This window comes from Sphaerotilus sp., from assembly GCF_013299175.1.
Classification (GTDB): domain Bacteria; phylum Pseudomonadota; class Gammaproteobacteria; order Burkholderiales; family Burkholderiaceae_C; genus Sphaerotilus.
Window position 1 is genome coordinate 1 of the sequence record NZ_JAAFKF010000010.1, and the last position, 14,253, is coordinate 14,253.

At 66.9% G+C, this 14,253-nt stretch carries 12 protein-coding genes; 2 read left to right on the top strand and 10 right to left on the bottom strand.

Annotated features, from left to right (window positions below; genetic code table 11):
* Nucleotides 1–66: 66 nt before the first annotated feature.
* Both QZW52_RS03165 and dbpA read right to left on the bottom strand, forming a co-directional pair.
* Nucleotides 67–1,137, bottom strand: coding sequence for an RNA-guided endonuclease InsQ/TnpB family protein (locus tag QZW52_RS03165; protein ID WP_293995185.1), 1,071 nt, complete (start codon nt 1,135–1,137; stop codon nt 67–69).
* Nucleotides 1,138–1,241: 104 nt separating this feature from the next.
* Nucleotides 1,242–2,678, bottom strand: a complete 1,437-nt coding sequence (gene dbpA / locus QZW52_RS03170; protein WP_293995187.1) for an ATP-dependent RNA helicase DbpA — start codon at nt 2,676–2,678, stop codon at nt 1,242–1,244.
* 36 nt (nt 2,679–2,714) lie between these two features.
* Between dbpA and QZW52_RS03175 the strand changes: the two genes are divergently transcribed.
* Nucleotides 2,715–3,308 (top strand): 1-acyl-sn-glycerol-3-phosphate acyltransferase, encoded by a 594-nt coding sequence (locus QZW52_RS03175; protein ID WP_293995189.1) that lies wholly within the window; start codon nt 2,715–2,717, stop codon nt 3,306–3,308.
* On the opposite strand, the gene QZW52_RS03180 is transcribed toward QZW52_RS03175, so the two are convergent.
* From QZW52_RS03180 to QZW52_RS03205, 6 genes are all read right to left on the bottom strand, one after another.
* Nucleotides 3,309–3,797, bottom strand: coding sequence for a glutathione peroxidase (locus QZW52_RS03180; protein WP_293995191.1), 489 nt, complete (start codon nt 3,795–3,797; stop codon nt 3,309–3,311).
* A gap of 2 nt (nt 3,798–3,799) precedes the next feature.
* On the bottom strand, nt 3,800–4,060 hold the full coding sequence (minE, locus tag QZW52_RS03185; protein WP_293995193.1) for a cell division topological specificity factor MinE: 261 nt from the start codon (nt 4,058–4,060) through the stop codon (nt 3,800–3,802).
* 4 nt (nt 4,061–4,064) lie between these two features.
* Nucleotides 4,065–4,880 (bottom strand): septum site-determining protein MinD, encoded by an 816-nt coding sequence (gene minD / locus QZW52_RS03190; RefSeq protein WP_293995196.1) that lies wholly within the window; start codon nt 4,878–4,880, stop codon nt 4,065–4,067.
* A gap of 67 nt (nt 4,881–4,947) precedes the next feature.
* The gene (gene minC, locus QZW52_RS03195; protein WP_293995199.1) at nt 4,948–5,664 is read right to left on the bottom strand and encodes a septum site-determining protein MinC; all 717 of its coding nucleotides are present in this window, start codon (nt 5,662–5,664) and stop codon (nt 4,948–4,950) included.
* A 111-nt stretch (nt 5,665–5,775) separates the two neighbouring features.
* Nucleotides 5,776–7,644 carry an ABC transporter ATP-binding protein gene (locus QZW52_RS03200; RefSeq protein ID WP_293995301.1) on the bottom strand — a complete coding sequence of 623 codons (1,869 nt, stop codon included), beginning with the start codon at nt 7,642–7,644 and terminating at the stop codon, nt 5,776–5,778.
* Between the two features lie 12 nt (nt 7,645–7,656).
* The gene (locus QZW52_RS03205; protein ID WP_293995304.1) at nt 7,657–10,008 is read right to left on the bottom strand and encodes a YgiQ family radical SAM protein; all 2,352 of its coding nucleotides are present in this window, start codon (nt 10,006–10,008) and stop codon (nt 7,657–7,659) included.
* Between the two features lie 289 nt (nt 10,009–10,297).
* Between QZW52_RS03205 and QZW52_RS03210 the strand changes: the two genes are divergently transcribed.
* Complete coding sequence (locus QZW52_RS03210; RefSeq protein WP_293995201.1) at nt 10,298–10,489, top strand: hypothetical protein; 192 nt, start codon at nt 10,298–10,300, stop codon at nt 10,487–10,489.
* A gap of 30 nt (nt 10,490–10,519) precedes the next feature.
* On the opposite strand, the gene QZW52_RS03215 is transcribed toward QZW52_RS03210, so the two are convergent.
* Both QZW52_RS03215 and QZW52_RS03220 read right to left on the bottom strand, forming a co-directional pair.
* Nucleotides 10,520–11,152: a PEP-CTERM sorting domain-containing protein gene (locus tag QZW52_RS03215; RefSeq protein ID WP_293995203.1), complete on the bottom strand. Its 633-nt coding sequence runs from the start codon at nt 11,150–11,152 to the stop codon at nt 10,520–10,522.
* Nucleotides 11,153–11,431: 279 nt separating this feature from the next.
* Nucleotides 11,432–14,128: a bifunctional diguanylate cyclase/phosphodiesterase gene (locus tag QZW52_RS03220; protein WP_293995206.1), complete on the bottom strand. Its 2,697-nt coding sequence runs from the start codon at nt 14,126–14,128 to the stop codon at nt 11,432–11,434.
* Nucleotides 14,129–14,253 lie beyond the last annotated feature (125 nt).

Below are 14,253 nucleotides of genomic sequence, written 5' to 3' on the forward strand. Positions count from 1 at the left end.
GGCGTGCCTTCAGGTCGATCGGCGAAAGTTTCCAGCGTTTGAGAGGATCTTGACATCCTCCCCGCCCTAAAGGACGGGGATTCCTCCTGCGAGACGCGCATGTCCGCGCGCGGCGATGTTCCTGGCGGCGTTCACGTCGCGGTGGTGTTCCGCGCCGCAATCGCAGCATGTCCATCGCCTCATTCGCAGACCTGTCCTGCCTTTCGGACTGCTGGCGGGTATGCCCCCGCAGCGCGAACAGGTCTGGGTTGTGTAGGCTTCATTCACCTCCTCGAACACGATGCCGGCCTGATGGCTCTTGTATTCCAGCATCGTCTTCATCATCGACCACCCGGCGTCCAGCGTGGACTTCGCCATCTTGGTCTTCACCATCGCTTTCGCCTGCACGTTCCCGACGAAGATCGCCGCGTTGCGCTCGACCAGCCCGGTGCTGAACTTGTGCATCGCGTCCTTGCGCGTGTTGGCGATCTTCGCGTGGATCGCACGCACCCGGTTCTTCTTCCCGGCTCGCTGGGCGATCCCCAGCGCGCCCTCATGCTTGCGGTACAGGCCGGACGCCAGCTCTTCGCCGTCCGAGCACGTCGCCGCCGTCTTCAGGCCAAGGTCGATCCCCACCGATCCAGTGCCGGCCGACTTCGGCACGTCCACCTTGACGCACACGTTCAGGTACCACCGGCCGCGCGCGTCCTGCGAGAACGAGCCGGCGCGCAGATCGAACCGGCTCAGCCCGTAGCTGTCCCACAGACTGAACCTGTGCCCGAGAAAAGCGATCTGCCCGGCCTTGTACTTCGCGCCGCCCGCCTTGAACGGCACCCAGCCCAGCGAATGCTTCGCCGACTTCGCGTTCGACACCCGCCAGTTCAGCCTCGACTTCTTGAACTGCTTGCGCCGGGCGGCGTACTCCTCGCACACCAGTTGCACCGTGGCGCTACCGATCTGCACGCCCTCGCACTTCGAGTACCCGGCCGTGAGCTTCTGCAGGTCGAACCCACTCAGCCACTTGCCTCGCTCGCGAATCGCCCGTGAACTGGTCTCGTTACAGTAGTTCCACACCTGATTGACCTCGCGCGCCATCAAGGACAGCACGCCCGCGTGCTTGTCCTTGATCCGCAGCTTGAGGGTCTTCACGGCTTCCATCTGACAACTGTATTTCCATACATGTCGGTTGACAAGCCGGAACGGCTTGAACGCTCGACCCCGGGCTGAACCCCGGGGCTTGTCGCTTCGTCCGGGTCAATCCGTCAACTGCGTGCAGCAAACTCGGCCAGCACGTCCTTGAGCATCCGCGCCTTCGCCTTGCGGCCCTTGAGGTTGCCCTTGCTCAGCCGCTCCGCGGCCTGACGCGCCACCTTGGTGTCCACGGCGACGTAGGTGTGGAAATCGGTGACGTTGATCTTGCCGATCTGCGCCGACACGTAGCCGGCCTCGCCGGTGAGCGCGCCCAGCACGTCGCCGGGGCGGATCTTGTCCTTGCGCCCGCCCAGGATCTGGATGGTCTGCATCGGCGGCACCAGCGGCGGCGCGTCCTCGACCTCGGCGTTGAACAGCTCCGCCAGCGGCGACCACACCGTCTCGCGCCCCTGCAGCACCTCGATGCGGCCGACGCGCCCCATCTCGTCCAGGCTCGCCAGACTGAAGGCCAGACCTTCCTCGTCCGCACGGCCAGTCCGCCCGACGCGGTGGATGTGGACCTCGGTGTCCGGCGTGATGTCCACGTTGATGACCGCGCCGAGCTGCGCGATGTCCAGGCCGCGCGCGGCCACGTCGGTTGCCACCAGCACCGAAGCACTGCGGTTGGCGAACTGGATCAGCACCTGGTCGCGGTCGCGCTGCTCCAGATCGCCGTGCAGCGCCAGCGCCTCGAAGCCGGACGCCACCAGCACGTCCACCAGATCGCGGCAGCGCTGCTTGGTGTTGCAGAAGGCGATCGCGCTTTCGGGGCGGTACTTCTTCAGCAGCAGCGTCACGGCGTGCAGGCGCTGCGACTCGGCCACCTCGTACCAGTGCTGGAGGATCTTGCTGGGCGCGTGGACCTCCTTCAGCTTGACCTCCTGCGGCGCCCGCATGAACTCGCGGCTCAGGTTGGCGATGCCTTCCGGGTACGTCGCCGAGAACAGCAGCGTCTGGCGCTGGCGCGGACACTGGCGGGCAATCGATGCGATGTCGTCGTGGAAACCCATGTCGAGCATCCGGTCAGCCTCGTCCAGCACCAGCGTGTTGAGCACCCCCAGCACCAGGCTGCCGCGCTCCAAGTGGTCGCCAATGCGGCCGGGCGTGCCGACGACGATGTGGGCACCGTAGGCGAGGCTGTCCATCTGCGGGCGCATGGTCGAGCCGCCGCACAGGGTCAGGATCTTGATGTTGTCCTGCGCGCGGGCGAGGCGGCGGATCTCCTGCGTCACCTGGTCGGCGAGTTCGCGGGTCGGGCACAGGACCATCGCCTGCACGTCCTGGCGCGCGACATCCAGCCGGGCGAGCAGCGCCAGCGCGAAGGCCGCCGTCTTGCCGCTGCCGGTCTTGGCCTGCGCGATCAGGTCGTGGCCGGCGAGCGCCAGGGGCAGGCTGGCGGCCTGGATCGGGGTCATGCGGGTGTAGCCGAGTTGCTCCAGGTTGGCGAGCATGGCCGGCGACAAGGGCAGGCGCGAGAAGGAGTCGAGAGCGTTCGTGGGTTCTTGCATGGGGCGGATTATCCGGGCAGGCGAGAATGCGCCCCCATGCAACGCACCATCTTCGACACACCCGGCATCAACAGCGCCTTCCGCAGCCTCTCCATCACCGTGCTGCGCCTGTCCGGCTGGCGGGTCGAGGGCCACCTGCCGCCCGAGGCGCACAAGTGCGTGATCATCGCCGCGCCGCACACCAGCAACTGGGATCTGCCCTACACGCTGATGGTGGCGTTCGTGCTGAACCTGCACATCCACTGGATGGGCAAGTGGCAGATCTTCCGGGCGCCGTTCGGCGGGTTGATGCGCTGGCTGGGGGGCATCGCGGTGCGGCGGGAGACCTCGAACAACCTCGTCGCCGCGTCGGCGCAGGCGCTGGCGAACGCGGAAGGGCCGGTGCAACTGATCGTGCCGCCGGAGGGTACGCGCAGCAAGGTGCGCTACTGGAAGACGGGCTTCTACCACATCGCGCTGCAGGCCCGGGTGCCGATCGTGCTGGCCTACCTCGACTACCACCGCAAGGTCGGCGGACTCGGCCCGGTGTTCCACCCCACCGGCGACATCGAGCGCGACATGGTGACGATCAAGCAGTTCTACGCCAGCATCCGCGGGCGCAACGCCGACCAGTTCGACGCACGGTCGTAACTACTGGGCGCCGAGTGCAGCGTCGATGTCGGCCTGGAGCTTGGCCGGAGACGTCTGCGGGGCATAGCGGCCGAGCACATGGCCATTCCGTCCGATCAGGAACTTGGTGAAATTCCACTTGATCGCCCGCGTGCCGAGCAGACCGGGCGCTTCGCTCGTCAACCAGCGGAACAGCGGATCGGCCCCGTCTCCGTTGACCTCGGTGCGCGACATCATCGGGAAGCTGACGCCGTAGTTGCGCTGGCAGAAGGCGCCGATTTCCGCATCCGAGCCGGGGTCTTGTCCGCCAAACTGGTTGCACGGGAATCCCAGCACCACCAGACCACGGGCACGTTCACGCTGCCACAGCGCCTCCAGTCCCGCAAACTGCGGCGTGAACCCGCAGGCGCTGGCCGTGTTGACGACCAGCACCACCTGCCCGCGGTAGCGAGCCAGGTCATGGGGGGTGCCGTCGATGGCAATGGTGGAGAAGTCTTCGACAGCAGGCATGGTCAGCGCGGCCCGTCCGGCAACTCGATCTTGACTTCGAGCACTTCAAGGTTGTCGTGGCGCTCCAGATGCACCTTGATGTCGTTCGGGTTGATCGACACGTATTTCGTCACCACGGCCAGCAGCTCGCGCTGCAGGGCGGGCAGATAGTCCGGGCTGGCACTGCGCGAGGTGCGCTCGTGGGCCAGGATGATCTGCAAGCGTTCCTTGGCAACCGTCGCGGATTTCTGCTTTTCACCGAGCATGAATGATAGAAACCCCATGGGGTCACCTCGCGCCAAACAACCGCTTGAAGAAGCCGGGCTTCACCAGATCGATGAAACGCATGGGCTTTTCTTCCCCGAGGAAACGCGCCACCACGTCCCGGTAGGCGTCGGCCGCATCGGCACCGTCCATGTGGATCACCGGCACGCCCTGGTTCGATGCCTGGAGCACCACCTCCGACTCCGGCACCACGCCGATCAGCTTGATGCGCAGGATCTCGTGGATGTCCTCGATCGAGAGCATCTCGCCACCCTGCACGCGGGTCGGGTTGTAGCGGGTGATCAGCAGGTGCTCCTTGACCGGCTCGCGACCTTCAATGGCACGCAAGGTCTTGGACGCGAGCATCCCGAGAATGCGGTCCGAGTCGCGCACGGAGGAGACTTCGGGGTTCGTCACCACCAGGGCTTCGTCGGCGAAGTGCATGGCCATCATCGCGCCCGTCTCGATGCCGGCAGGCGAATCGCAGACGATGAACTCGAACTCCATCTCGGCCAGCTCCTGGAAGACCCGGCCGACCCCTTCCTTGTTCAAGGCTTCCTTGTCGCGGGTCTGGGACGCCGCCAGCACGAACAGGTTCTCGCAGTGCTTGTCCTTGATCAGCGCCTGCTGCAGATGGACTTCGCTGTTGATGACGTTGATGAGGTCATAGACCACGCGCCGCTCGCAGCCCATGATGAGGTCGAGATTGCGCAGGCCGACATCGAAATCGATGACCACCGTCTTGTGTCCACGAAGCGCCAGTCCCGAGGCAAAACTGGCGCTGGTGGTGGTTTTTCCAACGCCCCCCTTCCCGGAGGTCACCACAATGATCTTGGCCATCCGTCGAGGTCCTTTCTGTTGACTTGTTTGTTATGGGCTGAGTCAGGTAAAACACCAATCCCATGCCTCATGCCTTAATGGGCTCGATGATCAAGGTATCGCCATCGAGCCGCACCTGTGCTGATTTTCCCCGCACGTCCGTCGGCAATGGCGGATCGGTCGTCTGGTAAATACCCGCAATCGAGATCAGTTCCGGTTCCATGCAGGTGGTGAATATCCGGGCATTCACATCCCCGGTGGCACCGGCAATGGCCTTGCCCCGCAGTGGCGCATAGACATGGATACTGCCATCGGCGATCACCTCGGCGCCGTGGTTGACCAGGGCCAGGATGACCAGATCGGCCCCCTTGGCGTAGACCTGCTGGCCGGAGCGCAGCGGCCGATCCACCACCACGACCGAGGCGGCCCGCACGGGCGCCGGTGCCGGTGCCGCCGCACGCACTGCCGGACCGTCCTGCGGCGGCACCTCGCACAGGCCGGCCGCCTGCGCTGCCGCCATCTGCGCCGCAGACCCTCCGCGCACGGCCACGGGCACCATGCTGTAGCTGCGCAGCAATTCGATCAACCCCCGAAAATCGATTTCGCCGGCAGATTCCTGCACCTGCGCCAAATCGATGAGCACCGGATCCTGGTTAAAGAACTCGGTGGATGGTCCCAGGCGGACCCGGAGTTGTTCTGCCAGTTCTGGCAGGTGTGGAGACTTCACCACAAGCGCCACGAGCGTGAGCGTGGCGCTTTTCAGATCAAACACGGCGGGGGAATTCCCCGGAGACGCTATGGCCATGGGACAGCATTCGACATCAGGTGATTTGGCAAGTGTACCCACTGGACAGTGCCGCAAAGGAGCCGGGCACCGTGTTCCAGAGAACTGTAGCGGCAATGTTCGATGGAATGGTCAAACTGGTGAATTTTCACCGATACATTCAGTTTCATCCTCACCCAGAAACCCCCCGCTCTGCCGCGCCCACAGCCGCGCGTACAACCCGCCGCGCGCCAGCAGACTGCGGTGGTCGCCTTCTTCGACGATGCGGCCCTGGTCGAGCACGATGAGGCGGTCCATCGCGGCGATGGTGGACAGCCGGTGCGCGATGGCCACCACCGTCTTGCCTTCCATCAGTGCGTACAGACTGGCCTGGATGGCGGCTTCGACCTCGGAGTCGAGCGCGCTGGTGGCCTCGTCGAGCAGCAGGATCGGCGCGTCCTTGAGCATCACGCGGGCAATGGCGATGCGCTGGCGCTGGCCGCCGGAGAGCTTGACGCCACGCTCGCCGACGTGGGCGTCGTAGCCCTGGCGGCCGGCCGGGTCGCTCAGGGACTGGATGAAATCGGTCGCCTCGGCGCGGCGGGCAGCGTCCTGCATGGCGGCGTCACCCGCATCAGGGCGGCCGTAGAGAATGTTGTCGCGCACCGAGCGGTGCAGCAGCGAGGTGTCCTGCGTCACCATGCCGATGTGCTCGCGCAGGCTGTCCTGGGCCACGCCGGCGATGTCCTGCCCGTCGATGACGATGCGGCCGGACTGCACGTCATAGAAGCGCAGCAGGAGGTTGACGATGGTGGACTTGCCCGCCCCCGAACGGCCGACCACGCCGATCTTCTCGCCGGGGCGGATGTGCAGCGACAGGCCGCGGATCACCGGCGGGCGGCCATCGGTGGCGCCATACGAGAAGCTCACGTCCTCGAACACCACCTCGCCCCGCGGCACCTCCAGCGCCGGCGCCTGCGGCCGGTCGAGCACGGTGCGCGGCCTGGACAGCGTGCCGATGCCGTCCTGCACGGTGCCGATGTGCTCGAACAGCGAGGTCATCTCCCACATCACCCAATGCGACATGCCGTTGAGCCGCAGCGCCATCGCCGTGGATGCCGCCAGTGCCCCCACGCCCACCTCGCCGCGCATCCACAGCCACAGCGCCACCCCCGCCGTCGCCGCGATCAGGCCCATGCTCAGCAGGTGGTTGACGATCTCGAAGCCGCTGACGAGCCGCATCTGGCCATGCACCGTGCCGAGGAACTCGCCCATCGCGCTCTGGGCGTAGCCGGCTTCGCGGCGGCCGTGCGAGAACAGCTTGACGGTGGTGATGTTGGTGTAGGCGTCCGAGATGCGCCCGGTCATGAGCGAACGCGCATCGGCCTGCTGCTGGCCGATGCGCGCCAGCCGCGGCACGAAGAACCGCACCGACAGCACATACAGCGCCAGCCACGCCGCGAACGGCCCCAGCAGCCACACGTCCAGCCGCCCGGCCAGCGCCGTCATCGTCACGAAGTAGATGACGACGAAGACCAGGATGTCGCAGGTGATCATCGCCGTGTCGCGCACCGCCAGCGCCGACTGCATCACCTTGGCCGCCACCCGGCCGGCGAACTCGTCCTGGTAGAACGACAGGCTCTGGCCGAGCATGAGGCGGTGGAAGTTCCAGCGCAGCCGCATGGGGAAGTTGCCGGCCAGCGTCTGGTGCTTGAACAAGGTCTGCAGCGCCACCAGCGCGGTGCTGCCCATCACCAGCGCCGCCAGTCCGAACAGCCGGCTGCGCTGCTCGGTCCACAACTGGGCGGGCGGCGTGTGGCCAAGCCAGTCCACCAGATCGCCCAGCACGCCGAACAGGTAGGCCTCGAACGCCCCGATGGACGCCGTCAGCAGCGCCATCGCCAGGATGCCCGGCCGCACGCCCTCGGTGCAGCGCCACATGAAAGCCAGGAAGCCGCGCGGCGGCAGCGCCATGTCGGCCGAGGGGAAAGGGTCAACCAGGCGCTCGAAGGCGCGCAGCAAGGCGTTCAAGGTTCAGCGTCCTTTCTTGGGGCCGACCTTGGCGCTGCCCGTCACCCGTGGCGGCAAGCCGGTGTGCTGCGTCTGGATGCGGCCGGGCACGATGATCCGGTCGTCACGCGCCACCTTGACCGCGCCCTTGACCACCGCCCTGGCGGCCGGCTTGGCGACGGAGGTCTTCACGCCGACCGGCGTCGAGTTCTTGCGCCGCGCACTCTGGTAGCTGCCGTCGGTGGTGGGCTGGTAGGTCGGGATGAGGTGGTGCTTGCCGTTGCCGATCAGGTCGGCGCGGCCCATCTCCGCCAAGGCATCGCGCAGCAGCGGCCAGTTGTTCGCATCGTGGTAGCGCAGGAACGCCTTGTGCAGGCGACGCCGCCGGTCGCCGCGCACGATGTCCACCTTCTCGCCGCGGGTGGCGTCGCGGCTGATGCCCTTGAGCGGGTTCAGGCCGGAGTGGTACATCGCCGTCGCGGTCGCCATCGGACTGGGGTAGAAGGTCTGCACCTGGTCGGCCCGGAAGCCGTTCTTCTTCAGCCAGACGGCGAGGTTCATCATGTCCTCGTCGCGGGTGCCGGGGTGGGCGGCGATGAAGTACGGGATCAGGAACTGCTTCTTGCCGGCCTCTTCGCTGAACTTCTCGAAGAGCTGCTTGAAGCGGTCGTAGGTGCCGATGCCCGGCTTCATCATCTTGGACAGCGGGCCGCCCTCGGTGTGCTCCGGGGCGATCTTCAGGTAGCCGCCGACGTGGTGCGTGACCAGCTCCTTGATGTACTCCGGGGAGCGGATCGCCAGGTCGTAGCGCAGCCCCGAGCCGATCAGGATCTTCTTCACGCCGCGCAGCGCCCGCGCCCGGCGGTACATCTGGATCAGCGGGTCGTGGTCGGTGTTGAGGTTGGAGCAGATGTCCGGGTAGACGCAGCTCGGCTTGCGGCACGCCGCCTCGATCTCGGGCGACTTGCAGCCGATGCGGTACATGTTCGCGGTCGGGCCGCCGAGGTCGGAGATGACGCCGGTGAAGCCCTTCACGCGGTCGCGGATGTCCTCGATCTCGCGGATCACCGAGTCCTCGGAGCGGCTCTGGATGATGCGGCCCTCGTGCTCGGTGATCGAGCAGAAGGTGCAGCCACCGAAGCAGCCGCGCATGATGTTGACGCTGAAGCGGATCATTTCCCACGCGGGGATCTTGGTCGCGCCGTCGTGGCCGCCGTGCTCGTCGGCGTAGACCGGGTGCGGGCTGCGGGCATAGGGCAGGTCGAACACGAGGTCCATCTCGGCCGTGGTCAACGGGATGGGCGGCGGGTTGATCCAGGCGTCGCGCTCGCCGTGGCGCTGCACCAGGGCGCGGGCGTTGCCGGGGTTGGTCTCCAGGTGGAGGACGCGGTTGGCGTGGGCATACAGGACGGCATCGCTCTTCACCTGCTCGTAGGACGGCAGGCGGATCACGGTGCGGTCGCGGGCGGGCATCTGGAGGCGACCGGTGGTGCGGGCGCTCGGGATGAAGCGGATCGGCTGCACGTCGCCTTGGGCCGCCACACCGGATTCGCCGCCCTGCCCGTCTTCCTTGGCACAGGTCGTGCCCTGGTCGGCAGCTTGCTCGGAGGTGGTCTGGTACGGGTTGATGAAGCTGTCGATGCGGCCGGGGCGATCCACGTCGGTGGAGTCGAGTTCGAACCAGCCCTCGGCGGTCGGGTCGTTGGTGCGGCGCATGAAGGCGGTGCCGCGCACGTCGGTGATCTGCTCGATCGGCTCGCGGGCGGCCAGGCGGTGGGCGATCTCGACGATGGCGCGCTCGGCGTTGCCGTACAGCAGCAGGTCCACCTTGGCATCGACCAGGATCGAGCGGCGCACCTTGTCCTGCCAGTAGTCGTAGTGCGCGATGCGGCGCAGGCTGGCCTCGATGCCGCCGAGCACGATCGGCACATCGCTCCACGCTTCCTTGCAGCGTTGCGCGTAGACCAGCGAGCTGCGGTCAGGCCGCTTGCCGCCAAGACCACCGGGCGTGTAGGCGTCGTCGCTGCGGATCTTGCGGTCGGCGGTGTAGCGGTTGATCATCGAATCCATGTTCCCGGCCGTGACGCCGAAGAACAGGTTCGGCTTGCCAAGCACCTTGAACGGGTCGGCGCTCTGCCAGTCGGGCTGGGCGATGATGCCGACGCGAAAACCCTGCGCCTCCAGCATCCGCCCGATCACCGCCATGCCGAAGCTCGGGTGGTCCACGTAGGCATCGCCCGTGACCAGCACGATGTCGCAGGAGTCCCAGCCGAGCTGCTCCATCTCGGCGCGGCTCATCGGCAGGAACTTGGCCACCCCGAAACGCTTGGCCCAGAACGGGCGGTAGCCGTTGAGGGCCTTGGGGGCGCGGGGCATGGCGGGGGCGGTCAGGGTGGCGGCCAAAGCGGGACTCTCGATGCTGGGGAAGGACAACCCTCCATTGTCGGTGCTCGCACGCCCCGCCGCTCGCACTGCGGCGAATTCTCCTTGCCTTCGGGCGGATAGCGGACACCGCAGGCAGCCACAGCGGGCCTGCGCGCGGCCACAAGCCGGCGATGCCTTATGCTGCGAGCCACTTTTCGGCATCTAGCGCGGATCGCGACGCCGAAGCAGCGTCGGCCGACCCGCAGGGATGCCCCGTCCACGCCACGCCCAGGAGCACGCCATGGCAACACCCAACTATTCCTACGAAAAACGTCAGCGCGAACTCGCCAAGAAACGCAAGACGGAAGAAAAGCGCAACCGCAAGGCCCATCCGGGGCGGGATGACAGCAGCGCCTCGGCCGATCCGTCCGCACCGACCGACGCGGGTCAAGCGCCGCAGCCCAACGCGGGCGACACCTCCAGCGTGGGCTGATCCCCGACCGGCGCAAGGCCGGTCCCGGACTCAACCGGCCTTGCGCCGACGCAGTCCCATCCACCCCAGCCCGGCCGCCAGCAGCCAGCCCTGCGCAGGCTCTGGAACGGGCACTGGCACTGGCACTGGTACCGACGCTGCCTCTGGCGTCACGGCATCCCCGATGTACAGCACCTGGGTCTTGTCCCAGGCCAGCGCCGCCAGCCGGGCCTGCCCCCGGAAACCATCGCTGAAGCACACCTCGACATAAGCATTGCGCAGCGACACACCGCTGAAGTCCACGTTCTGGCTGTCCACCTCGCCCGTCGCGGTGTGGACGATGCGGTCGAGGTCCAGCCCGCCGAAGTCCCACACGCCCTGGCTTTGCAGTTGCAAGCCGGACCAGACCTGGTTCGAGTAGTGGGTGCTGCTGCCCGGCAAGCGCACCTCGTGCCGGCCATCGGAGAGGAAGTCCTCCCATACCCCGCCGCCATCTTGCGGTGTACCCATCGAATAGGTAAGTCCTGTGACCAGAATGCCGGAACCAGACTGGTTCAGCACCGTACCCGCTTGCAAGTACCAGTCTCCGTCGAGCGTCACCGTGGCCGCATGCAGGGATTGCTGTGCCTGCGCGGCCAGTGAAAGGGAAGCGGCGATTATTGCCGCGATCATTTGCTTGTTCATACCAGTTTCCCGTGTTTACCCAAGGCTGCATGGCTCAGCACTTGAGCTATTTATGGTTGAAAATCCGTGCTTGCCACTGGATCGAACCGTAACGGGAACACGCGGTTTGTCGCCACTGGTCACACCCCTTGAACGGGGGGAATGCGGCCGCCGGATTGGCGGCAATCGACGAAGAAATCACAGCCGTAACCCCCTGTTTCGCGGGGTTTCAGGGCTGTTGCACGGTGTATTTTTTCATTTCACACCGCGCTGCCTTGATGCGCAGTCACCCCCACAAGCTCACGGAATCAGCCACTCATGGCACAACCGGCGCATGAATTCATCCGCCGGCAGCGGTCTGCCAAGCCAATAGCCCTGGGCCACATCGCAGTGCTGCTCGGCCAGGAAATCAAGCTGGGCCTGCGTCTCCACCCCTTCGGCCACCAGCCCGACAGCCAGGCTCCTGGCCATGGAAATCATGGCGCTCACCAGGCGCGAGCTGCCCGCGTCCTGCGGCACGTTGGCCAGGAAGGAGCGGTCGATCTTGAACCGCTGCACCGGCAAGTCCCGCAGGTAGGACAGGCTCGAATAACCCACCCCGAAATCGTCGATCGACACGCCCACCCCCAGGGCGGCCAGCCGGTTCAGCAGTCCGCGGGCCTGTTCGGTGTCGGTGACGGCCGCGCTCTCGGTGATCTCCAGCTCCAGCGACTGCGGGGACAGCCCATGCCGGGCCAGGGACTCGCGCACGGCGCTGACGATGTCGTCGTCCACCATCTGCCGGCTCGCCAGATTCACCGCCACCGACAGCGGCCGGCCCGCCGCCTCGTGCCAGGTGCGGGCATGGCGGCACGCTTCGTCGAGCACCCAGCGGCCGATCGGCACGATCAGCCCCGACTCTTCGGCCAGCGGGATGAAGTCGGCCGGTGACACCAGACCCTGGCTCGGGTGCCGCCAGCGCAGCAGCGCCTCGGCGCCGACCAGCACGCGGCTGCAGCAATCGAACTGCGGCTGGAAATACAGCTCAAGCTCCTGGCGCTCCAGCGCCCGGTAGAGATCCACTTCACGCTGGAGCTGGGCGGGAGAGTGCCGCTGGTCTTCGCGGCGGTGGCGGTGCCACTGGCTGCGACCGGCGCTCTTGGCGACGTACATGGCCGAGTCGGCTTGGCGCATCAGACCCAGGCCGTCCAGGCCGTCCCCCCCGTCTCCCGCCTCCAGACCCGTGATGCCGATGCTCGCACTCACGCGCAGCCGGTGCCCGTCCACCTCCAGCGGCTCCGACAGCAACTGGATCATCCGACCCGCCACCACTTCACTGCGTGCCAGTGCCTGCGGTTCGACGAACAGCACCGCAAACTCGTCGCCGCCCAGGCGCGCCAGCGTCGTGTCCTCGTCCAGCGCACCGCGCAGCCGGGCCGCGATTTCGAGCAGCACCCGGTCGCCGACCAGGTGGCCCAGCGTGTCGTTGATCTTCTTGAAGCGGTCCAGATCGATGACCATCATCGCCAGCGCCGGCGCCGGTGAAACACCCCGCTCGGGGTCGCTGCTGCGTTCTTCCAGCACCTGGGTCAGGTGCTTCTGGAAGGTTTCGCGGTTCATCAATCCGGTCAGTGCGTCGTGCTGCGCCAGCATGCGCATCGCCGCCGCCACGCGCTGACCCACCCCCAGATCCCGCAGCAATCCCAGGCACTGTCGGCGCGGACCCGCCGCACCCAATGGCTGACAGACCAGCGACAAGGGGAAGCCACTGCCGTCGGGCCGGCGGGCCTGCACCTCCAGCCGCGGCACCACCCAGGTGTCATCACCCTCGGCCAGGCGGTGCAGGTGGGTCCGCAGCGCGGCCCGGTCCCGCGCATCGACCAGCGCCAGCAGCGATTGGCCGGACAAGCCCGCCGGACCGCGGCACTGGAACATGGCCAGCGCCGCCGGATTGGCCGCCAGCAGCACCCCGTCGGCGTCGAAGGTGACGATGCCCTCGGTGCTCTGGTCGAGCACGCCACGCAGGCGGGCACCGTCCAGGCTGGCCTGCTCGCCCAGCACCTGCACCCGCTCCACCCTGCCCTGCAATTGCCGCAGCGCCATCGCCAGCACCAGTGTCCCCAGCCAGCCCGACAGCAGCACCAGCAGCGCCTGCGTGCGCAGGTGGTAGACGACCGGCGGCTGCTGGATCGTCAGCCTCCACAGCCGCTGGCCCGCCTGCACCACGTAGCGCCGCTCCGGTGCCGCCACGGCCCAGGCCGACAGTCCGGGCCATGTCGCCTGCTCCTGCGGCGCTCCGCTGTCGTAGATGTCCATCTCCGCTGGATCGTGTCCCTCGGCCATGCCGATGTCGCGCAGGCGCACCCGGTACGGCAGATTGACTCCTTCCGGCAGCACCGCCACCATGATCCGGCCCAGGTCGATGGACACCTGCACCAGACCCAGAAAGCCCGCACGGCGCTGCGTGACCGCGGTCGGCACGCCGTCCTGGTCGCGCTGCCGCTGCTGGTAGACCGGCACGCCAATGTCCACACCCACAAACCCTTCGGCCAAGCGGTAGGGCGGCGTCAGGAGGCTGAAGTAGCCGTCCCGGGCCGCTTCGGTCGAGCGGATGCGGTCGGCGTCCATGGGCGGGTCTGGGAGGAGGTCGGTGCCGAGCGGGGCGCGGTAGCGGGTCGAGAGCCGGCGCCGCGTGGCGTCCCATGCGTCCAGCCGCACCGACACCACCTCCGGCAGGTTGCGGCGGATCTGCAGGGTCTCGTAGTGGGTCTCGAACTCCGCTGGCGAGACATGTTCACTGGCGAGGAACAGCCCCTGGAAGCTGAGCGCCACGTCGAACAACCGCTGCACCTGGCGGTCGAACAGCAGCTCCCGCGTCTCGCCGAACGCCGTGAAGCGGGCCTGCGCCTCCTCGGCCAGCCGGCTGGCGACCGTGTTCCAGGCCAGCAGCGTGGCCACACAGCCCAGTGTCACCAGTACACGCACCAGCCACCGGCTGCGGCGGGCGTCGCTGGACATGCCGTGCCCATCTTGTCTGTTACTGCTTGGGGTCAACGACATCCTCATCCGATCTGAGTGGTACCGCTACATCGGCCGCATGGGTGAAACCTGGAGCACGAACACGGGCCTGACCGTGCGCTTCT